At 59.7% G+C, this 20140-nt stretch carries 16 protein-coding genes, 1 pseudogene and 1 riboswitch; of the genes and pseudogenes, 9 read left to right on the top strand and 8 right to left on the bottom strand.

Features of this window, described 5'->3' with window-relative positions; all coding sequences use genetic code 11:
• Positions 1 to 2 precede the first annotated feature (2 nt).
• Together LOY56_RS21825 and LOY56_RS21820 are read left to right on the top strand one after the other, a co-directional pair.
• A complete protein-coding gene (locus LOY56_RS21825) occupies positions 3 to 263 on the top strand; it encodes a DUF2007 domain-containing protein (RefSeq protein WP_258617071.1) in 261 nt (86 codons plus the stop codon).
• Between the two features lie 35 nt (positions 264 to 298).
• A complete protein-coding gene (locus tag LOY56_RS21820) occupies positions 299 to 922 on the top strand; it encodes an SOS response-associated peptidase (RefSeq protein WP_258617070.1) in 624 nt (207 codons plus the stop codon).
• Between the two features lie 48 nt (positions 923 to 970).
• Here the strand turns inward: LOY56_RS21820 and LOY56_RS27080 are convergent, their stop codons facing one another.
• Positions 971 to 1714: a methyl-accepting chemotaxis protein gene (locus tag LOY56_RS27080; RefSeq protein ID WP_408980395.1), complete on the bottom strand. Its 744-nt coding sequence runs from the start codon at positions 1712 to 1714 to the stop codon at positions 971 to 973.
• 111 nt (positions 1715 to 1825) lie between these two features.
• Positions 1826 to 2023: pseudogene (locus LOY56_RS27075) on the bottom strand (HAMP domain-containing protein); the annotation flags it as partial.
• A 1361-nt stretch (positions 2024 to 3384) separates the two neighbouring features.
• Here LOY56_RS27075 and LOY56_RS21810 point away from each other — a divergent pair.
• Positions 3385 to 4200, top strand: a complete 816-nt coding sequence (locus LOY56_RS21810) for a M48 family metallopeptidase (RefSeq protein WP_258617068.1) — start codon at positions 3385 to 3387, stop codon at positions 4198 to 4200.
• Positions 4201 to 4268: 68 nt separating this feature from the next.
• On the opposite strand, the gene LOY56_RS21805 is transcribed toward LOY56_RS21810, so the two are convergent.
• The 3 genes from LOY56_RS21805 to LOY56_RS21795 all read right to left on the bottom strand — a co-directional run bounded on the left by LOY56_RS21805 (position 4269) and on the right by LOY56_RS21795 (position 7162).
• Complete coding sequence (locus LOY56_RS21805; protein WP_258622832.1) at positions 4269 to 4853, bottom strand: TMEM165/GDT1 family protein; 585 nt, start codon at positions 4851 to 4853, stop codon at positions 4269 to 4271.
• 92 nt (positions 4854 to 4945) lie between these two features.
• Positions 4946 to 5068, bottom strand: a riboswitch (yybP-ykoY riboswitch).
• A gap of 96 nt (positions 5069 to 5164) precedes the next feature.
• On the bottom strand, positions 5165 to 6163 hold the full coding sequence (locus tag LOY56_RS21800) for a class I SAM-dependent methyltransferase (protein WP_258617067.1): 999 nt from the start codon (positions 6161 to 6163) through the stop codon (positions 5165 to 5167).
• Positions 6164 to 6196: 33 nt separating this feature from the next.
• Positions 6197 to 7162: a 2-hydroxyacid dehydrogenase gene (locus LOY56_RS21795; RefSeq protein ID WP_258617066.1), complete on the bottom strand. Its 966-nt coding sequence runs from the start codon at positions 7160 to 7162 to the stop codon at positions 6197 to 6199.
• Positions 7163 to 7456: 294 nt separating this feature from the next.
• Here LOY56_RS21795 and LOY56_RS21790 point away from each other — a divergent pair, with 294 nt between their 5' ends.
• Positions 7457 to 8086, top strand: a complete 630-nt coding sequence (locus tag LOY56_RS21790; protein ID WP_258617065.1) for a LysE family translocator — start codon at positions 7457 to 7459, stop codon at positions 8084 to 8086.
• Positions 8087 to 8099: 13 nt separating this feature from the next.
• On the opposite strand, the gene LOY56_RS21785 is transcribed toward LOY56_RS21790, so the two are convergent.
• Entirely contained in the window at positions 8100 to 8870 is a 771-nt protein-coding gene (locus LOY56_RS21785) for a helix-turn-helix domain-containing protein (protein ID WP_258617064.1), read from the bottom strand.
• An 85-nt stretch (positions 8871 to 8955) separates the two neighbouring features.
• Here LOY56_RS21785 and LOY56_RS21780 point away from each other — a divergent pair, with 85 nt between their 5' ends.
• The 5 genes from LOY56_RS21780 to LOY56_RS21760 all read left to right on the top strand — a co-directional run bounded on the left by LOY56_RS21780 (position 8956) and on the right by LOY56_RS21760 (position 18585).
• Entirely contained in the window at positions 8956 to 10140 is a 1185-nt protein-coding gene (locus tag LOY56_RS21780; protein ID WP_258617063.1) for an MFS transporter, read from the top strand.
• Between the two features lie 148 nt (positions 10141 to 10288).
• The gene (locus LOY56_RS21775) at positions 10289 to 11971 is read left to right on the top strand and encodes a fatty acid--CoA ligase (RefSeq protein ID WP_258617062.1); all 1683 of its coding nucleotides are present in this window, start codon (positions 10289 to 10291) and stop codon (positions 11969 to 11971) included.
• 334 nt (positions 11972 to 12305) lie between these two features.
• Positions 12306 to 14195, top strand: coding sequence for a DUF1302 domain-containing protein (locus LOY56_RS21770; RefSeq protein ID WP_258617061.1), 1890 nt, complete (start codon positions 12306 to 12308; stop codon positions 14193 to 14195).
• Positions 14196 to 14223: 28 nt separating this feature from the next.
• A complete protein-coding gene (locus LOY56_RS21765) occupies positions 14224 to 15588 on the top strand; it encodes a DUF1329 domain-containing protein (protein ID WP_258617060.1) in 1365 nt (454 codons plus the stop codon).
• A 258-nt stretch (positions 15589 to 15846) separates the two neighbouring features.
• Positions 15847 to 18585: a LuxR C-terminal-related transcriptional regulator gene (locus LOY56_RS21760; RefSeq protein ID WP_258617059.1), complete on the top strand. Its 2739-nt coding sequence runs from the start codon at positions 15847 to 15849 to the stop codon at positions 18583 to 18585.
• 75 nt (positions 18586 to 18660) lie between these two features.
• Here LOY56_RS21760 and LOY56_RS21755 read toward each other — a convergent pair whose 3' ends face one another.
• Both LOY56_RS21755 and LOY56_RS21750 read right to left on the bottom strand, forming a co-directional pair.
• Positions 18661 to 19458, bottom strand: a complete 798-nt coding sequence (locus LOY56_RS21755; protein ID WP_258617058.1) for a PP2C family serine/threonine-protein phosphatase — start codon at positions 19456 to 19458, stop codon at positions 18661 to 18663.
• Positions 19459 to 19461: 3 nt separating this feature from the next.
• Complete coding sequence (locus LOY56_RS21750) at positions 19462 to 20136, bottom strand: VWA domain-containing protein (RefSeq protein ID WP_258617057.1); 675 nt, start codon at positions 20134 to 20136, stop codon at positions 19462 to 19464.
• Between the last annotated feature and the right edge of the window lie 4 nt (positions 20137 to 20140).

The raw sequence follows: 20140 nt of genomic DNA, 5'->3' as shown, positions 1-20140 counted from the left end.
CTATGCAGCGCATCTACGAACCGGAAAACCTGATGGAAGGCGAACTGCTTCAAAGCATGCTCGCCAGCGAGGGTATCGAGGCGCATTTGGCAGGTCGGGATTTGATCGGCGGTACCGGGGAGTTACCGATCTTCGGCCTGCTGGGCTTATCGGTCGATAACGATCAGGCTGAATACGCCCGGGAGCTGATCACCGCGTACAATGCCGCGCTGCCGTTGTCGGGCGATGAATCGGACAGTTTTCCCGGCACGCTGGTCTGTTAGGCTGACGTTCGTTTGATCAAGAGTCGTATTGCCCCATGTGTGGACGTTATGCCCTGTTTCGCTGGAACCCCGCCTTTGCGGCCCTGCCCGGATTCCCCGCCGATCAGCAGGCCCAGTGGAATATCTCCCCCAACGATTCGGTGTTGATGCTGCGTGCCGGCGCAGACGGGCAACGTGAGTTGGCCCGCGCCCGCTGGGGGCTGACGCCGCCGTGGCTGACCGACCTGTCCCGCACCCCGGCCCATGCCCGCGCCGAAACCGTTGCCGAACAGCCTATGTTTCGCGAAGCGTTACGCCTGCGTCGTTGCCTGCTGCCGGCCAATGGTTTCTACGAATGGCGCGGCACCACCCGCAAACGTCCGTACTGGCTGACCCCGGGGGAGGGTTCGGCGCTGTTCTTTGCGGCGATCTGGGAGGCGTATCCGGTGCAGGAGCAGGTGTGGCTGAGCACGGCGGTGATCACCCAGCCGGCTTCGAGTCAGCGTCGACCGTTGATTCTGGATGCGGCGGGGCAGGAAGCCTGGCTCAACCCGCAAACGCCGTTGCATGCCTTGCAGGCGTTGCTGGCCAGCGAGCCTGCGGCGTTGCGCGAGCGGGTGCTGGCGAACCTGGTGAATGATCCGAAGCTCAATGGGCCGGAGTGTTTGACGCCTGGTTGAGCGCGTAATGATCGTTCCCACGCAGAGCGTAGGAACGATCATTGAACCCTAAACCTTGAACTGATTGATCAACCGCCGCTGCTGTTCGGCCAACTGGGTCAAATCCGCACTGGCCGCGCTCGACTCATCCGCCCCACCGGCCACTTCGTTGGCCACTTGCCCGATGTTGATCACGTTGCGGTTGATGTCGTCCGCCACCGCGCTCTGTTCCTCGGCCGCGCTGGCGATCTGGGTGTTCATGTCGTTGATCACCGACACCGCCTGCGTAATGGTCTCCAGCGCCTCGGCCGCTTTCGCGGCGTGCTGCACGCTTTCGTCGGTGCGGTTCTGGCTGTCTTCCATGACCCGCACCACATCGCGGGTGCCTTGCTGCAGATGTTGGATCATGGTCTGGATTTCTTCAGTGGCCTTCTGGGTTTTCTGCGCCAGGTTGCGCACTTCATCGGCCACCACCGCAAAGCCACGGCCCTGTTCACCGGCCCGCGCCGCTTCGATGGCCGCGTTCAAGGCCAGCAGGTTGGTCTGCTCGGCGATGCCGCGAATGGCCGTCAGGATCGCGTTGATGTTTTCGCTGTCCTTGGCCAGGGTCTGCACCACGCCGACGGCTTTGCCGATTTCGATGGCCAAAACGCCAATCGAGTTCGACGTATCCCGGACGATTTGCATGCCTTGCGCCGCTGCCTGATCCGCATGGCTGGCGGCTTGCGCGGCCTGGGTCGCGTTGCGCGCGACATCCTGGGCGGTAGCGGTCATTTCATGCACGGCGGTCGCGACCTGATCGATCTCGGCCATTTGTTTGTGCACGCCGATGTTGGTGCGGATGGCGATGTCGGCGGTGTGTTCCGAGGAATCGCTGACGCTCTGCACCGACGTCACCACCTGAGTAATCATCGCCTGCAACTTGGCGAGGAAGGTGTTGAAGCCTTTGGCAATCGAGCCCAGTTCGTCGGTGCGGTCACTGGTCAGACGGCGAGTCAGGTCGCCTTCGCCCTGGGCAATATCGTCGAGCATCGCGACCATTTGTTTGAGTGGGCGAGCAATGCCATGGCCCACCAGCCAGATCACCAACAAACCGATAGCGGCAATCAACAGGCCGACCATGGCCATGCCAAAGGTATCGGATTTGCGCTGTGCGTCCAGATCACCCTGAAGTTTTTGCAGATCGGCCATCACCGCGTTCAGCGGCAATTGCAGCATCAAGGTCCAGCGGGCATCGGTTTGGCCAATGCCGAAGGGCAGGTACAACTCGATTCGGCCCTGGGCCTTGTCGACGGTGTAAGTGACTTCGCCGCGCTTGAGGTTGGCCATGTTGGCAATTTGTTTGCTGTCGAGAATGTCGCTGACTTTCTCGCCGAATTTACTCGGGTCTTTGGTATAGGCGACGATCCGGCCGTTACTCCCGATCAACGTCATATCCCCGGCGCCGCTGTACAGTTTCTGATTCGCCGCCAGGAGCATTTCCTGGATGAAGTTCACCGACAGGTCGGCGCCGACAACGCCCTGGAACGCGCCGTTGAGCATGATCGGTTCTATGAAGGAGGCGAGCATGACGATTTTGTCGCCGACCTTGTAGGGCGCCGGATCGATCACGCAGGATTTTTTGGTTTCCTTGGCGCACAGGTAGTACTCGCTGGCGCGCACACCGGTGGACAGGGTTTTCTGGTCGTCGACGTCCACCAGTTTGTCCAGGCCCAGGCTGCCGTCTTCGTTGCGGAACCACCACGGCAGGAAGCGCCCGTTGCTGGCGTCGATGCCGACCACTGGGGTATCGACGTAGGCCGCATCGTTGTGGTCGAGTGCGTTTTTTTCCCAGGCGATGTAGGTGCCGAGAATTTTCGGGTTGCGGGCGACGTTTTCCTTGATCAGGCTGATCAGTTGCTCACGGCTCAGGCTCAGTTGCGGCTGGCCGTCGGCACCGGGGGTACCGATCAATGCGTTGACACGAACCAGGCCGCCGGCAATCAGCAGCGGTGCTTCGAGTTCGCGCTGGATCTGGCTGACCTGGGTTTGCGCCAGCGACGTCAGGCGCTGTTCGATGACTTGCTCGAACTGCGCCTGAGTCCGTTGCTGAACCATGTCTTGGGTCCGGGCACCGGAAAACAGTGCGTACAGCACCAGGGCGGCGACGACGCTGAGCACAATGGCACCGGCCAGGGCGGCAACGGAAAACTGGATCGATTTGAATTTCATGGGTGCTCCGCACGCAAGAGAACATCTGCGGTGCTGTATCGGCAGGGCGGTGCAGGGTCATGAGCGCGGTGTCACGAATTGGCTGTTCTGGAGTGCTGGATGTCGCAAATGAACCATCGCTGCCCTGTTCGGTCGTGGCGTGCGGCGAGAAATGAAATTTTTCTTACGCGTTGAAGGGATTTATCTGAAAGTGCGTGCTGCACGTCTGTTGTATCTGGCGCCGATACCTTTCACCGCCTAGGATACGCGGCATGTTTCCAGGGAGCTTTTTGATGAATAAGACATTGGTTTTGTGTGCACTGAGCGCAGGTCTGCTGCTCGCCGGTTGTCAGTCGGTCAACACCACCAGCGGTGGCGCCGTGGGCGTTGAACGCAAGCAATATATGTTCAGCATGTTGTCGACTGCCGAGGTCAACCAGATGTACGCCCAGTCTTATCAACAGACCATCGGGGAGGCGAGCACCAAAGGCGTGCTGGACAAAACCAGTAACGATGCGAAACGCGTCCAGGCGATCTCCAGTCGGCTGATTGCCCAGGCACCCGTGTTCCGTCCGGACTCAGCCCAGTGGCAATGGGAAGTGAACCTGATCAAGAGCGACGAGCTGAATGCCTCCTGCGGGCCTGGCGGCAAGATCATTTTCTATAGCGGGCTGATCGACACCCTGCAACTCACCGACGACGAAATCGCTGCCATCATCGGCCATGAAATCGCTCACGCCTTGCGCGAGCACGGTCGTGAAGCGATGTCCAAGGCTTACGGTATCGAAATGGCCAAGCAGGGCGCCGGTGCGTTGCTCGGTCTGGGTCAGGACAGCCTGGTCCTCGCGGACACCGTGGCCAAATACGGCATGACCTTGCCCAACAGTCGCGGCAATGAAAACGAGGCAGACCTGATCGGCCTCGAACTGGCGGCCCGCGCCGGCTACAACCCGAACGCGGCGATCACCCTGTGGAACAAAATGAGCAAAGCCTCGAATGGCGCGCCGCCAGAGTTCTTGAGCACGCACCCGGCGTCGGCCAGTCGGATTGCTGCCTTGCAGGCGGCGATTCCGAAGGTGATGCCGCTTTACAACAGTAGCAAGCACTAAGCTGCAAGCGTGAAGCAAGGCACACTCTGCTTCAGCTTGCGGCTGATCACTTGCAGCTTGCCGCTGCTTTAAACCCATCCACTACTCTGCATCGCCTTGTACACCGCGACCATCGCCAGGACGAAGAACGCCGACGCCGCCAGGCGACGGATCAGGGTCAAGGGCAGCTTTTCCGCCGCAAAATTACCTGCCAGTACCACCGGCACGTTGGCAATCAACATCCCGGCGGTAGTACCGATAATCACCAGCCACAGATCGGGGTATTGCGCGGCGAGCATTACGGTGGCGACTTGGGTCTTGTCGCCCATTTCCGCAAGGAAGAACGCAATCAGCGTGGTCAGGAACGGCCCGAACTTGCGGGCGGTGCTGGCTTCGTCTTCGTCCATCTTGTCCGGCACCAGCGTCCACAACGCGGTGGCGGTGAAGCTCGCGGCGAGGATCCAGTGCAACATCGCATTCGAGAAGAAACTGCCGAACCAGGCGCCTACCGCACCGGCTGCCGCGTGATTGGCCAGGGTCGCGGCGACGATGCCGGCGATGATCGGCCAGGGTTTGCGAAAGCGGGCTGCGAGAATGAGCGCGAGCAGTTGCGTCTTGTCGCCGATTTCGGCCAAGGCAACGATTGCGGTAGGAACGAGCAGAGAGTCCAGCATCATCAGGGTTTTCCTAAGGGGCGGGTCGACACGGCTATGACACGTACAGCCTTCCCGCCCCGGGTAAGGTGTTCGTGTCATAGGTCTTGTCAAACCCTGCGATCCGTCTGGTGCGGACGCTTGGGTCGCATACGCCATGGTCTGAGGACCAAGTATGTTGACGTATGCCGGACGAGCATGGCGCTCGTGGGAGACTACTCCCCTAGGACGGAGCGGATTCTGCCTAGGCAAATCCGATTGGGCAAGCCCCATGAGCCGTTTTTCGTAGGAGCCAGCGGTGCGGCGATCCGACTTGCCCTTCAAAAATATCTTCAGCCGCGCTTGGCCCGATAGATTCGGAAACCCTGTCCTTCAGCCTTGATCGCGCACACGCCCAAGTGCTCTTCGATCAGCGGTTGATACTTCAGGAAGCTGTTCGCTACCAAGCGCAGTTCCCCGCCGTTTTTCAGATGTTTGGCCGCTTTTCGCAGCAGGTTCTCGGTGGCGAAGTAGTCGGTGTGTACGCCGACATGGAACGGTGGATTACTCAGGATCGCGCTCAAACCCATAGGCGCGGCATCGATGCCATCTCCGGTCATCACTTCCGCGTCCAGACCATTGGCGGCCAAGGTCAGGCGACTGCTGGCGGCGGCAAACGCGTCGACATCGAGCAGGGTGACCTGGTTGTGTGGATAACGCCGCTTGACCGCCGCCCCCAACAGACCCGCGCCGCAACCGAAGTCCAGCAAGTGGCCGCTCGGCAGTTTGTCCAGATGCTCCAGCAGCAGGGCGCTGCCGCGATCCAGGCGACCGTGGCTGAACACGCCCGGCAGGCTGATGACTTTCAACGGGCCTTCGGCCAGTGGCAGTTCATATTCCTGGGCCAGGCTTTCCAGCGACTTGGCTTCTGGTGCATTGGCCACGGTGACCTGCCAGAGCTGGCAATGCCGTGCGCTGTCGAGCTTGCGTGGTTTACCGAAGGGGTTCAGCTGTTTGGCTGCGCCTTCGATGCCACTGCGTTTTTCGCCCACCAGGTACAACTCACGGCCGGCCAAACGAGAGGCGAGGGCGTTGAGGATGTAGTCGGTCAGGTCTTTGGATTTGGGCAGAAACACCACGGCGCTGTCGAACTCGCGCTCCGGTGCATTCACGCCGAAATGGCTGCGCTCGGCGAAACGGGCGTCCAGTGCCGCTTGATCGCCGGCGTGCCAGCACCAGCCGTGGGCATCGGGCAAGCGGCCCAGCAAATCATCGGCGGGCAAACCGGCCAGCAGCACCGAACCCTGGAATAACTCAGCCTGACGAAGCAGTACTTCACTGCGCGGATCCATACTCTGCTCCTGGAAAAAAAGTGCCGCAGTTTATCAACTGACGACTCGCAGCGCTTGACCGCTGAAGTAGCCTTGGGCGTTTTCGGTCAACTGGCCAACGATTCGCTGCCGCGCCTCGCGACTGCCCCAGGCGTTGTGCGGCGTCACGATCAACCGGGGGATATCCTGGGCCAGCAGCGGGTTGCCGGCGCTCGGTGGTTCGACGCTCAACACGTCAGTGGCCGCGCCGCCCAAGTGACCGTTGCGCAGGGCGTCGGCCAATGCTTGCTCGTCAATCAAACCACCGCGCGCGGTGTTGACCACGAAAGCACCGGGTCTCATCGAGGCCAGTTCGCGGGCGCCGATCAAGTGGCGGGTGTGTTCGTTGAGCGGGCAGTGCAGGGTCAGGGCGTCGATTTGCGGCAGCAGTTCATTCAGCGGCAAGCGATCCGGCCGGGCAGGGCGCCCCGGAATCTGCCCCAGCAACACGCGCATACCGAACGCCTCGGCCAACCGCGCCACGGCACTGCCCAGTTCACCGTGGCCAAGCAGGCCGAGGGTTTTGCCTTCGAGTTCGACGATCGGGTAATCGAGCAGGCAGAACTGTTTCGCCTGCTGCCAGCGACCTTCGGCGACAGCTTTTTGATAATCGGCCAGGCGCGTCGCCAGGTTCAGCAACAACATGATCGTGTGCTGAGCCACCGACGGTGTGCCGTAACCCTGGCAGTTGCAAACGGTGATCCCGTGAGCACGGGCAGCGGCGAGATCGATGTTGTTGGTGCCGGTGGCGGTGATCAGGATCAGCTTCAACTCGGGGCTGGCCGCCATGGCCGCCGCATTGATCAGGATTTTGTTGCTGATGGCGACAGTGGCGCCCTTGAGGTGTTCGACCACCTGATCCGGCGTGGTCTGGGCGAACAGCTGCAAGTCGCTGAAGCACTCGCGTAGCGGGTCGAGGTCGAGATCGCCGAGGTCCAGGGACGGATGGTCGAGAAAAACGGCGCGGCGAGAGTTCGTCATCAACTGTACCTTTTGTGCAGTGAACTGAAGGCGTAATCTGTCGAGCCTACCAGATGAAACAAATAGCTACTTACTGCTTGGTCTGGCCCAAAACCTGTGGCGAGGGAGCTTGCTCCCGCTGGGTTGCGCAGCGGCCCCAACCCAGGCGACCGTGTATTTTCAGACATACGTGTCATGCGGTTTACGACTGCTTCGCCCGGGCGCGGATCGGCCGACGGGAGCAAGCTCCCTCGCCACAGAGGTGAAGTCGGCCTCAGAATTTTTTATTGATCGGCCTGCACAAAAGGAGCCCCAATGTACTGGACAGAGTTCTTGACCGTTGCCCTGATTCACCTGCTGGCCGTCGCCAGCCCAGGCCCGGATTTCGCCGTGGTGGTGCGTGAGAGCGTGACCCACGGTCGCCGTGCCGGGACCTGGACGGCGCTGGGTGTCGGCTCGGCGATTTTCCTGCACGTCGGTTATTCGCTGCTGGGAATCGGGCTGATCGTGTCTCAGTCGATCGTGCTGTTCAACGCCTTGAAGTGGGCCGCCGCTGCGTACCTGCTGTATATCGGCTACAAAGCCCTGCGCGCGCAACCGGCCAAACCGGTGGCGGATGATCTGCACCAGGAAGCCGGCGAACGCACCGCGCGCGGTGCCTTCACCTCGGGCTTCGTTACCAATGGTTTGAACCCGAAAGCCACCCTGTTTTTTCTGTCGCTGTTCACCGTGGTGATCAACCCGCAAACACCTTTGGCGGTACAGGCCGGTTACGGGATTTATCTGGCCGCAGCGACGGCGGCCTGGTTTTGCCTCGTGGCGATGCTGTTCAGCCAGCAGCGCGTGCGCGCCGGTTTTGCCCGCATGGGCCACTGGTTCGACCGGACCATGGGCGCGGTGCTGATCGCCATCGGCGTGAAACTTGCGTTCACCGAAATGCATTGATCGCGCTGAACGCCTACGGGGGATTGAGTTTGCTCAATGTGTTCAACGCGCTCAGGTATTCCCGAGGGTTTTCCCCGAGTAAACGGCGAAACATCGCGCTAAACGCCCGAGCACTGCCATAGCCCAGATTACACGCCACGCTCTGCACGCTTTCTCCGGCGAGCAGGCGTGGCAGGGCTTCCATCAGGCGCAGTTGCTGACGCCAGGCATTGAAATTCATCTTCAATTGTTGCTGAAACAACCGCGCCAAGGTTCGAGAGCTGGCGCCGACTTGCTGTGCCCAGTCTTCCAGGGTATTGGAATGGTCCGGTGCGCGCAGCAGCGCCAGGCAGATGCCCAGCACGCGTCGGTCCTCGGGCATCGGAATGTGTAGCGGAAGGTTTTCCAGGCTGGCGATCTCTTCCAGCATCAACTGCTGAATCAATGAATTTTCCGCGTGTTGCGGACCTTGCACCGCGCGCAGGATCAGCTCGCGCAGCAACGGCGTGACGGCCAGCACGCAGCACTGCTGCAGCGTTGGCGGCGACAGTTCGGCGGCAATGAACAGCGACCGCATGCGTACCTCGCCCGACATGAAAATCTCATGCGCCACCCAGGGCGGAATCCACACGGCTCGGGTCGGCGGAATGACCCAGGCACCTTGTGCCGTGACCACTCGCATGGTGCCGCGAACGGCGTACAGCAACTGCGCTTCGCGGTGTTGATGCAATTGCTGGTGAGCACCGTCCACGTAATCTCGCGGGTAGGCGCTGACCGGCCCGTGCAGGAAATGGCTGATTAACATGTCAGATCCAATGACTTTTTTGTCAGGAATACGCTTTTTCGCCAACTTAGCATAAGCCGCTCACTACAACGTAAAGCGTGCCGCGATGAACCAGTCCAGAAATGTCCTCCGCTACATAAACGCAGCCCATGTGATCGATCACATGTTCATGCTTATTTTTCCCGCCGCCATTCTCGGCATGACCCAGGCCTTCGCGCTGGACTATGCCGCGCTGATCAGCCTGTCCCTCGGCGGTTTCATTGCCTTTGGCGGTTGTTCGCTGCCTGCCGGTTGGCTGGGGGATCACTGGAGCCGACGGAAAATGATGCTGGTGTTTTTTTTCGGCATTGGCGCCTCGGCGATCTTTACCGGCGTGAGCAGCAGCGCACCGATGTTGGTACTCGGCCTGACGCTGATCGGGGTTTTCGCCGCGATCTATCACCCGGTGGGCACAGCGATGCTGGTGGCTTATGCACAGAACCGGGGCCGGGAAATCGGTATCAACGGCATGTGGGGCAACCTCGGCGTGGCGTTTTCGGCGCTGATCACCGGGTTGCTGGTGACGCAGCTCGGCTGGCGCTCGGCGTTCATTTTGCCGGGCGTGGTGGCGATTGTGCTAGGCATCGGTTTCGCGCTTCAGGTGCGTGAAGAGCCCATCCCGAAGCGCCCGCACACACCGCTCAAAGGTGCGGCTGGCCAGCGGATTTCCATGGTCGTGGTGTTCGGCGTATTGGCCTTGGCTACCGCCACCGGCGGTGTGGTGTTCAACGCCACGACCATGACCTACCCGAAACTGTTTCAGGAACGCCTGCACGATTTGTTCGCTTCGCCGCAAATCCTTGGCGTCGTGGTCAGCCTGGCGTATGCCTTCGGCGCCGTGGCGCAGTTGAGCATCGGCCGGGTCTTGCATTGTTTCAGTCTGAAATGGCCGTTCATCGTGTTGACGCTGTGCCAGGCGCCGCTGTTGTTCGGGTTGGCCTATGTCGAGGGCTGGGCTGTGATAGCGCTGGGCGCGGCGTTCATGTTCGTGGTGTTTGGCCAGGTCACGGTGAATGATGCGATGGTCGCTAACTTCGTCGCACCGCAATGGCAATCCCGAGTCTTCGCGCTGCGTTACTGTTTATCGTTCGGTGCCAGTGCCAGTGCGATTCCGCTGATTTCGTTCGTCGAACCGCGCCAAGGTTTTGTAGGCCTTTACCTGATATTGGCGGGTTTTGCAGCGTTGACCTTCGTAGCCGCAGTGTTTTTCCCCCGAACGCCATCCGAGGCTGTCGTAGGAAAAACGGCGTAACGGCTGACGAATTCCTGCAAATGCTGGCGCAACGCTAGCATTTGTACGGCTGTGCAAATCATCCCTTTGGCTGATTTGACTGGCGTTCAAGGGCTCTAGAGTGCTTAGCTTTAAAAGCCAAGACCGTGCAGTCAGAAAAGGGACTCTTATGTTGCAGACTCGCGTTATTCCTCCAGCCGAGGGCGCTTACCGGTATCCGCTGTTGATTAAACGGCTGCTGATGTCCGGCGCTCGTTATGAAAAAACCCGCGAAATTATCTACCGCGATCAATTGCGCTATGGCTATCCGACCCTGATCGAGCGGGTCGCGCGGCTGGCCAACGTGCTGACGGCGGCCGGCGTGAAGGCCGGGGATACCGTGGCGGTGATGGACTGGGACAGCCATCGTTACCTGGAATGCATGTTTGCCATCCCGATGATCGGCGCGGTGATCCACACCATCAACGTGCGCCTGTCGCCAGAACAGATTCTTTACACCATGAACCACGCCGAGGACCGCTTCGTGCTGGTCAACAGCGAGTTCGTCGGGCTGTACAAGGCGATAGCCGGGCACCTGACCACCGTGGAGAAAACCCTGCTGTTGACGGACTTGCCGGAAAAAACCGCCGACCTGCCGAACCTTATTGGCGAGTACGAGCAATTGCTGGCCGCGGCGAGCCCGCGGTACGACTTTGAAGATTTTGACGAAAACTCGGTCGCCACCACGTTCTACACCACTGGTACCACCGGTAATCCCAAAGGCGTGTATTTCACCCACCGGCAACTGGTACTGCACACCATGGGCGTGTCGACCATCATGGGTTCCATCGACAGCGTACGTCTGCTGGGCACCAACGACGTGTACATGCCGATCACCCCGATGTTCCATGTGCACGCCTGGGGGTTGCCGTATGTGGCGACCATGCTCGGGCTCAAGCAGGTCTATCCCGGCCGTTACGACCCCGAATACCTGGTGGAATTGTGGCGCAAGGAGAAGGTGAGCTTTTCCCATTGCGTGCCGACCATTCTGCAGATGATCCTCAATGCCAAGTCGGCGCAAAATACCGATTTCGGCGGTTGGAAAATTGTCATCGGCGGCAGTGCGCTCAACCGCGCGCTGTACGAAGCGGCCAAAGCCAAGGGCATTCAGTTGACCGCCGCTTACGGCATGTCGGAAACCGGGCCATTGGTATCGTGCGCGCACCTTAACGATGAGTTGATGGCCGGCACCGAAGACGAACGCACAACCTATCGGATCAAGGCGGGTGTACCAGGGCCGTTGGTCGAGGCGGCGATCATCGACACCGAGGGCAATTTCCTGCCTGCCGATGGCGAGACTCAGGGCGAACTGGTACTGCGCGCACCGTGGCTCACCGAGGGTTATTACAACGAGCCGCAGAAGGGCGCCGAGCTCTGGGCCGGGGGCTGGCTGCACACCGGCGACGTGGCGACCCTGGACAGCATGGGTGTGATCGACATTCGCGATCGGATCAAGGACGTGATCAAGACCGGTGGCGAGTGGATTTCCTCCCTGGACCTGGAAGACCTGATCAGCCGCCATCCGGCGGTACGCGAAGTAGCAGTGGTGGGCATCGCCGATCCGCAGTGGGGCGAGCGGCCATTTGCGCTGCTGATAGTCAGGGAAGGGCATGAGATCGGGGCCAAGGAACTCAAGGAGCACCTTAAGCCATTCGTTGAACAGGGGCACCTGAGCAAGTGGGCCATCCCGAGCCAGATCGCCATTGTTACTGAAATTCCCAAGACCAGTGTCGGCAAGCTCGACAAGAAGCGTATCCGCGTCGACATCACCGAATGGCAGGCTAACAACAGTACCTTCCTCTCGACGCTTTAAGCGTTCGCTGGCGCGCCGAAAACGGCGCGCCAGACCCACCAAGCAAGCGCTTGACTTGTGAAATCCGAATTTTCAGCCATCCTTGCCGGGCCGACGTGTGTCGGACTGGCGAAGGACTGTTCCAGAGTGGCCGGCAGCTGCAAATCACACTTTAGAGGGATCAAGCACTACTACCTGCTGGCTATAGTCCGCTCAAGGATTTTTAAGAACGGAGCGCACGCACAAAACGGGGCGATGCAATTTTGGCGTGACGTCGGAACCACTTGGCTTGCGGTCACCCACAACGTTTTTAAAAGTACTCAGCCATAACAATAATGCACATGGAGTAGCGTCGATGACATCAGTAAACCAGTTCTGGCGCCGGGCAAAATTGCCTTTGGCGGTCAGTCTCGCCTCTTCGCTCGCCGGGCCTGCATTCGGCGTCAGTTTCAACGTCGGTGAGATCGAAGGTCAATTCGATTCATCCCTGTCGATCGGCGCCAGTTGGTCTACTCAGAGTCCCAACAAGAACCTCATCGGCGTCAATAACGGGGGCCACGGCCTGTCCCAGACGTCCGATGACGGTCACAACAACTTCAAGAGCGGCGAAACCTTTTCGAAGATCTTCAAGGGCATCCATGACCTTGAATTGAAATACGGCGATACCGGTGTCTTCGTCCGCGGCAAATACTGGTACGACTTTGAACTCAAGGATGAAAGCCGCGAGTTCAAGGACATCAGCGACAACAACCGCAAGGAAGGCGCCAAGTCCTCCGGCGGCCAGATCCTCGATGCCTTCGTCTACCACAACTACGCCATTGCCGATCAGCCGGGTTCCGTGCGTCTGGGCAAACAGGTTGTGAGCTGGGGTGAAAGTACTTTCATCGGCGGTGGCATCAACTCGATCAACCCGATCGACGTGTCCGCATTCCGTCGTCCCGGTGCCGAGGTCAAGGAAGGTCTGATCCCGGTCAACATGTTCTACGTGTCCCAGAGCCTCACCGACAATCTGTCGGCCGAAGCCTTTTATCAACTGGAATGGGACCAGACGGTTGTCGATAACTGCGGTACCTTTTTCTCCCAGCCAGACATCATTGCCGACGGTTGCGACAACAACCTGCGCGTGCTGAACAAGCGCTCGACCATTCCGGCCGCGGCATTGCCTACATTGGGCAGGCTGGGCGTCGACGTAAACGAGGAAGGTGTGCTGGTACGCCGTGGTCCGGATCGCGATGCGCGGGACAGCGGCCAGTGGGGCGCGTCCTTGAAGTACATGTTCGATCCGCTCGATACCGAGTTTGGCGCGTACTTCATGAACTACCACAGCCGGGCGCCGATCTTCAGTGCCACCGGGGCTCCACAATCGGTCTACAACGGCGTGGCGGCTTTGCCGGCGGCGTTCCGCGCGCTGGGGCCACTGGTGGTCGCGGGTAATTCCCAGTACTTCGTCGAGTACCCGGAAGACATCCGCCTCTATGGCTTGAGCTTCTCCACCACCTTGCCTACCGGTACGGCGTGGAGCGGTGAGCTCAGCTACCGTCCGAACGCGCCGGTGCAGCTCAATTCCACCGATATCCTGTTCGCTGGCGTGCGCCCATTGGGCGGTGCCCTCACCAACGCTTCGTTGCTCCCCGGTGTACCGGGTCAGGATCTGCACGGCTATCGCCGTAAGGAAATCACCCAGTTCCAGACCACCCTGACGCACTTCTTCGATCAGGTCATGGGCGCCAGCCGTATGACCCTGGTGGGTGAAGTGGGCGTGACCCATGTCGGCGGCCTGGAAAGCAGTTCCGACATCCGTTATGGCCGTGACCCTGTCTACGGGCCTGGTGAACTGCCGTCTACCGGCGGCCTCAACACCTGCTCGGCGATCCTCAACACCGGCACCATCAACGGTGCCGGCGCAGGTACGGCTACCAACAACCGCAGCCGCAATTGTGAAGACGACGGCTTTACTACGGCCACTTCGTGGGGTTATCGCGCTCGTGCCATCTGGGATTACAACGACGTATTTGCCGGTGTGAACCTCAAGCCGAACGTGGCCTGGTCCCACGACGTGAGCGGTTACTCGCCTGGCCCTGGTGGCAATTTCGAGGAAGGTCGTAAGGCGGTGAGCCTGGGTCTGGATGCCGAATATCAGAACACCTATACCGCGAGCCTGGCGTACACCAACTTCTTCGACGGCAAGTACACCACCGTGGATGATCGCGACTTCGTTGCGCTCAGCTTTGGCGTGAACTTCTAAGCATTGCATTTTCAGGACGAACACATTTATGAAACTAACAAAGAGTCTGTTCCACGTTGGCGTTCTGGGGCTTTCGATGCTGGCGACCGGTGTCATGGCAGCGGTCCCTGCGGCCGAAGCGGACAAGCTGGGCAAGAGCCTGACCCCGATGGGCGCCGAGATGGCAGGCAACGCCGACGGTTCGATCCCGGCCTGGAAACCCATGCCGAAAAACGCCGGTGCCGTAGACAGCAAAGGCTTCCTGGCTGACCCGTTCCCGAATGAAAAACCGCTGCTCACCATCACCGCGCAGAACGTCGACCAGTACAAGGACAAGCTCGCGCCGGGTCAGTACGCGATGTTCAAGCGCTACCCGGAAACCTTCAAGATGCCGGTCTACCCGTCTCATCGCGGCGCCACCGTGCCGGATGAGGTGTTTGCCTCGATCAAGAAGAACGCCACCAACACCAATCTGGTATCCGGCGGCAACGGTCTGGAAAATTTCGAAACCGCGATCCCGTTCCCGATTCCGAAAAGCGGCGTTGAAGTCATCTGGAACCATATCACCCGTTATCGCGGCGGCAGTGTGACCCGTCTGCTAACCCAGGCCACGCCACAGCCGAACGGCTCGTTCAGCCTGGTGTACTTCGAGGACCAGTTCGTGTTCCGCGACAAGATGAAGGATTACGACCCGAAGAACCCGGGCAACATCCTGTTCTACTTCAAGCAAAAAGTGACCGCGCCGGCTCGTCTGGCCGGTGGCGTGCTGCTGGTACACGAAACCCTGGACCAGGTTAAAGAGCCGCGTTCGGCATGGGTCTATAACGCCGGGCAACGCCGTGTACGTCGTGCGCCGCAGGTGTCCTATGACGGGCCAGGTACCGCGGCCGATGGCCTGCGTACCTCTGACAACCTGGACATGTACAACGGCGCGCCGGATCGTTACGACTGGAAGCTCGAAGGCAAGAAAGAGATGTACATCGCCTCCGACAGCCACAAGCTCGATTCGCCACAACTGAAGTACGCCGACATCATCAAGGCCGGTCACATCAACCAGGACCTGGCTCGCTATGAACTGCGTCGGGTCTGGCATGTGGTCGCGACCCTGAAGGAAGGTCAGCGTCACATCTACGCCAAGCGTGACTTCTATATCGACGAAGACACCTGGCAAGCGGCTGTAGTCGACCACTACGACGGTCGCGGGCAACTGTGGCGGGTCGCCGAGGCTCACGCCGAGAACTACTATGACAAGCAAGTGCCGTGGTACGCCCTCGAAACCCTGTACGACCTGCAATCGGGCCGCTACCTGGCCCTGGGCATGAAGAACGAAGAGAAGTCGGCGTATAACTTCGGCTTCACTGCCAGCACCGCAGACTTCACCCCGGCAGCTTTGCGTCAGGAAGGCGTTCGCTAATACGTTGTAAACCGAGGCCGCATCCTCGAAAGAACGCCCCGACTGGTTCGGGGCTTTTTTTTTTGGAATTGTGTATCAGGGTGCACTTGACGCGGGGCGACACGGTCTGTCGGAGAAAACTGAACCTCTGACTTGGCAACTTCTGCGCGTAGTCTTTTTGTAGCCATTTGTAGCAACAACCTTCAATAGCTCTTCGTTTACCGCTAGGCTGCGGACAGCTGTAACGCCGCCATCATGCATTTCAAACAAGAGCCGGCCATGACTGATCTGTCCCCATTTTCGGGCCCTGCAAGCGTTGCCGTCGCCGCATTGGACGGGCGCTTTTTCCGGCCTCCGCTGCCCGACGGCCATGTGCTGCGGCCGCGTTTGTGCGAGCGCCTGAGCGCCGGCCTCGGTGGCAGGCTGTTGCTGGTCAGCGCACCGGCGGGGTTCGGCAAGAGTTCATTGGCGGTGGAGTTTTGCCAGGGGTTGCCGGATCACTGGCAAAGTCTGTGGCTAGGGTTGAGCCCTCGGGACAGCGATCCCGGTCGTTTTCTTGAACGCCTGCTTGAAGGACTTCAAGAGTATTTTCCGCAACTGGGCAGCCAGGCGCTGGGGTTGCTGAAAATGCGCCAACGTCATCAGCCATTTGCCTTCGAAGAATGGCTGGACGGTTTGCTCGATGAACTGGCTGTGCACCTTTCACCCGTTACACCGCTGTTGCTGGTACTTGATGATTATCATCTGGCCCAGGGCCCGGTGCTTGATCGTTGCCTGCAGTTTTTCCTCAATCATTTACCCGATGGCCTGCTGGTCATGGTCACCAGCCGGCAACGTCCCGACTGGCATCTGGCACGCCTGCGACTGTCGCGGCAACTGCTCGAGTTGCATGAGCAGGATCTTCGGCTGACCCATGATGAAGCTCTGACCCTACTCGATCGGCACAGCATTTCATTGCGTGGCGAGGCGCTGGAGAGTTTGATCCAGCGCAGCGAAGGCTGGGTGGCAGGGCTGCGTTTCTGGCTGCTGGCGGCCTCCGAAGCGGGTAGCGAAGGCGCAATGCCCCAATCGTTGTACGGTGGGGAAGGGCTGATTCGCGACTATCTGCTCGAGGAAGTGATCGATTGCCTGCCTGCCGAGGTGCAGTCATTCCTTTACGACACCGCCCCTCAAGAGCGCTTTTGCAGCGAATTGTGCGACGCCGTGCGCGAAGCCCATGACAGCGCCGAGATCCTGCGCTTCCTGCTGGCGCATCAGGTGTTTCTGGTGCCGCTGGACGAACACGGTCATTGGTATCGCTATCATCATCTGTTTTCCGACCTGTTGCGCAGCCGGCCCACCGCCCAGGCGATGGTACCCACGGCCAGCCTGCATCTGCGTGCCTGCCGCTGGTTCAATGCCCAAGGGTTACTCGATGAGGCGGTAGAGCAGGCGTTACGTGCCGGGCATCTGGACGTTGCAGCGAATCTGGTACAAAACCTCTCTGAAGAACAGCTGCTGGCCGAGCAGAACGTTGGCATGCTGTTGCGCTGGAAAATGGACTTGCCCGACAGCCTGCTGATCAGCACGCCAAGGCTGATCGTGCTCTACAGTTGGGCATTGGGGCTGGCCTGCCAACTGGACGCCGCCGAGGAACTGGCCAACCACTTGAGCCGCTTCTTGCCAGCCCCGTCGGCCACCGCGCAAAAATCCATGTTGGCGCAATGGCTGGCCCTGAGCGGCATCATCGCCCGGGGGCGAGGCAATCGCGAGCTGACGTTGCGCTATTGCACCGAAGCGCTGGAAAGCCTGCCGGCCAAACGCTATGGACAGCGCCTGATATGCCTCTCGACCTTGTCCAATCTGGCCATTGCCGACAGTGATCTCTGGCGTGCACGGGGGTTGAATCGTGAATCCCTTGAGCTGGCACAACGGGTCGGCAATCCGCTGTTCGAGGCGCTGGCCCATTACGACCGCGCCCGCGTGCTGCAAGCGCGCGGGGAGATTCTTCGCTCACTGGACGAAGTCCGCCAAGGGCTGCAACGCCTGCAAGGCTTATCCCCGCAACGGCTTTATGCGGTGCGCGCACGGTTGACCTTATACGAGGGATTTTTGCTGGCGCTGCGCTTGCAACCCCAAGCCGCACGGGCACGTTTGCTCGCGGGTCTGGGCGAAGCGCGGGCCTGTCGCGACATCAGCGTGCTGATCGGCCACTGCGTGATTGCCCGTCTGGAGGGCAGCAGCGGCGAGTTCGCCAAAGCCTTCGCCGAACTCGCCGAGGCCGAACGCCTGATGCACATCTGGGACGTCCCGCCGATTTATTACCTGGCGATGATCACCCAGGTCAAATGCGAACTCTGGCTGGCCCAGGGCCGCACCGACCTGGCCGAAGCCTGGCTCGCGCGCCTGGGCCAGACCTACAACGGAGAAAAACCGGCAGCCCCCCCGGAATTCCATCCACAACTGCCGCTGCACATTGAACTGCAACAAGCCGTGCTGGACATGATGAAGGGGCAGCCGATGCTCGCCGAAGGACGCTTGAACGCGTTGCTTGAACACGGTCAGCGTAGCGGCCGACAGATGCTCAGCGTGATGGCGCTGAGTCAGAAAATCAGGCTGTTGCTGGCGGGCGGGCGCGAATCCGAGGCCCGCAAGGCGCTGGCCCAGGCTTTGGAAGCGGCCGCCGGTGGTGTCCTGCAACCGTTTGACCCATTGTTGACCGAACATCCGGATTGGCTACGCGGGCAACTTCAACTCTGTGCGTCGACGGCCGTTTCGCAGAGTCTCTCGGAAAAACTTCCGGTCATGGCCTCTCGACCGGTGATGGAGTCGTCTCCTGCCGCCGAACAACTCAGTACGCGTGAACTGGCCGTTCTGCGACTGATCGCCCAAGGGTGTTCGAACCAGGAAATCAGCGATCAGTTGTTTATTTCGCTGCACACGGTGAAGACCCATGCCAGTCATATCAACAGCAAGCTTGGGGTGGAACGGCGAACGCAAGCGGTCGCCAAGGCGAAAGAATTGGGTGTGTTGCAGTAATCGCCGTTTGAAGACCTCCAATTCAATGCGGGGTTTGTGATCAGAAGGTTTTCGGTCATTTTTTCTCGGAGACAGTCATACCGGGTGTGAACCCCCATCGATGGAGTGCTTCAGGATCGACAGTAATCCTATGGAGCAATCATCGCCGGTTTTAGTGGCGATGGACTGTTGAAGGTTGTCGCCCAACACGGTTCTCATTTTTTTTCTGGGTAACGTTGCATTCCATTCCAGCAGCTTTTGGATCGCCGGAGCGGGGACGCCGCTGGATTTGTGGTAGAGGCTTTCTGCGGTGCCGTCGCTCATGATCGCAAAGCCTGTCGTGGCTTCAATCTGTCCACGATATAGCCTGAGCCGCGACGCCGCTTTATGGTCGGTCAGAAACAGCGTGGTGTTGGCGAACTCGCCGTTTTCCGGATGAGAAAGGGCCTGAAGTTGTCCGTCCACATTAACGCTTGCGATGACTCCGTCGCCCAGGTGGCCTGCCAGATAGCGGCCATGAGAGTGAGCGACGAACGACAAGGTACAGGCCAGATCGTTGAGGTCGCAGCCAAGCTTTTCAGATTTGCGTCTGAACGCGTCCAGACAACGATTAACCAGTCGCTGCGCTGCCTTCGCGTTGTGTTTGTCCATGTTTTGCCAGAGGCTTTCAAAGTTTTTGCAGACAAAGGCTAGGGTCGCAGTGACCGCGATTTGGGCGCCGATTTCGGATCTGGCTCTGGAGCCAGCCCCATCGGCCAATGAAATGCAGGTCACCTCGTTCGACTCTCTGGCCGCGACATAGTCCTGGCAAGGCGTTTGAGTTTTGAGGTGTGAGCGTCCTGTCACAAAGGCGCAAGCCGTTTTACAGCGCAAGTCTACCGGGATGTCAGGCATGGCTCAGACCTGTCCCCAGGCTTCGATACCTTTAATATCCAGTGCCACCGCATCACCCGGTGTCGATTGAGATGCGCGCGAAACACTTCGGCTCAGCCAGTCAAAGAACTCATTGAAGCGCAGGCCTTTGAGGCGCAGAGGCGGGCGCGACGGGGAAAACCGGGCTAGCGATTGCACGTTCGCTGCCTCACCGATCGCGATCGGGAAAACAGTCAGTTTTCGGTTGTTGATCATGCTGGTTGCGCGAGCGGCCGCCTCACCAATGTCGTCGGTCGGCTCCCCGTCGGTCATGAGAACCATCCAGGGTTGGAAATAATCAACGCCGGCACGTTGATAATCTTCCTTGCGTGCTTCCAGCAAGTCCAAAGCGATGCCCACGGCGTGCCCCATGGGTGTCATGCCTGATGCCACCAGCGGGGGGACGTCCTGACGACTGATGGAACTGAAATCCAGCACTTTTTGCGCCGTCCCGCCGAAGGTCACGATGCAAATTTCAGCGGCATATTGCGCCACCTCATCGTCACGAATCGCCTCGAAAAACATCTGAACGCCTGAATGCAGTTCCGCAATAGGCTCGCCTTCCATTGATCCGCTGACGTCTAGCACCAGGCAAACCGGCACGCGTGTGGTCGGGTTTTCCGCGAGGTCTTCCTGACGAAGGAGAAAGTCGTCTTGCATGGGA

The sequence above is a fragment of the Pseudomonas sp. B21-048 genome (assembly GCF_024748615.1).
Taxonomy (GTDB): Bacteria; Pseudomonadota; Gammaproteobacteria; order Pseudomonadales; family Pseudomonadaceae; genus Aquipseudomonas.
The sequence above is the reverse complement of the archived record's forward strand: the minus strand, read 5'-3'. Positions and strand labels throughout refer to the sequence as shown.

Coding starts and splice junctions, on each gene's coding strand:
- LOY56_RS21810 (WP_258617068.1), top strand. CDS start 3,385: ATGAATAAGACATTGGTTTTGTGTGCACTGAGCGCAGGTCTGCTGCTC.
- LOY56_RS21770 (WP_258617061.1), top strand. CDS start 12,306: ATGACATCAGTAAACCAGTTCTGGCGCCGGGCAAAATTGCCTTTGGCG.
- LOY56_RS21825 (WP_258617071.1), top strand. CDS start 3: ATGCAGCGCATCTACGAACCGGAAAACCTGATGGAAGGCGAACTGCTT.
- LOY56_RS21755 (WP_258617058.1), bottom strand. CDS start 19,458: ATGCCTGACATCCCGGTAGACTTGCGCTGTAAAACGGCTTGCGCCTTT.
- LOY56_RS21785 (WP_258617064.1), bottom strand. CDS start 8,870: ATGTTAATCAGCCATTTCCTGCACGGGCCGGTCAGCGCCTACCCGCGA.
- LOY56_RS27080 (WP_408980395.1), bottom strand. CDS start 1,714: ATGGCCGAGATCGATCAGGTCGCGACCGCCGTGCATGAAATGACCGCT.
- LOY56_RS21775 (WP_258617062.1), top strand. CDS start 10,289: ATGTTGCAGACTCGCGTTATTCCTCCAGCCGAGGGCGCTTACCGGTAT.
- LOY56_RS21750 (WP_258617057.1), bottom strand. CDS start 20,136: ATGCAAGACGACTTTCTCCTTCGTCAGGAAGACCTCGCGGAAAACCCG.
- LOY56_RS21805 (WP_258622832.1), bottom strand. CDS start 4,853: ATGCTGGACTCTCTGCTCGTTCCTACCGCAATCGTTGCCTTGGCCGAA.
- LOY56_RS21820 (WP_258617070.1), top strand. CDS start 299: ATGTGTGGACGTTATGCCCTGTTTCGCTGGAACCCCGCCTTTGCGGCC.
- LOY56_RS21780 (WP_258617063.1), top strand. CDS start 8,956: ATGAACCAGTCCAGAAATGTCCTCCGCTACATAAACGCAGCCCATGTG.
- LOY56_RS21760 (WP_258617059.1), top strand. CDS start 15,847: ATGACTGATCTGTCCCCATTTTCGGGCCCTGCAAGCGTTGCCGTCGCC.
- LOY56_RS21795 (WP_258617066.1), bottom strand. CDS start 7,162: ATGACGAACTCTCGCCGCGCCGTTTTTCTCGACCATCCGTCCCTGGAC.
- LOY56_RS21790 (WP_258617065.1), top strand. CDS start 7,457: ATGTACTGGACAGAGTTCTTGACCGTTGCCCTGATTCACCTGCTGGCC.
- LOY56_RS21800 (WP_258617067.1), bottom strand. CDS start 6,163: ATGGATCCGCGCAGTGAAGTACTGCTTCGTCAGGCTGAGTTATTCCAG.
- LOY56_RS21765 (WP_258617060.1), top strand. CDS start 14,224: ATGAAACTAACAAAGAGTCTGTTCCACGTTGGCGTTCTGGGGCTTTCG.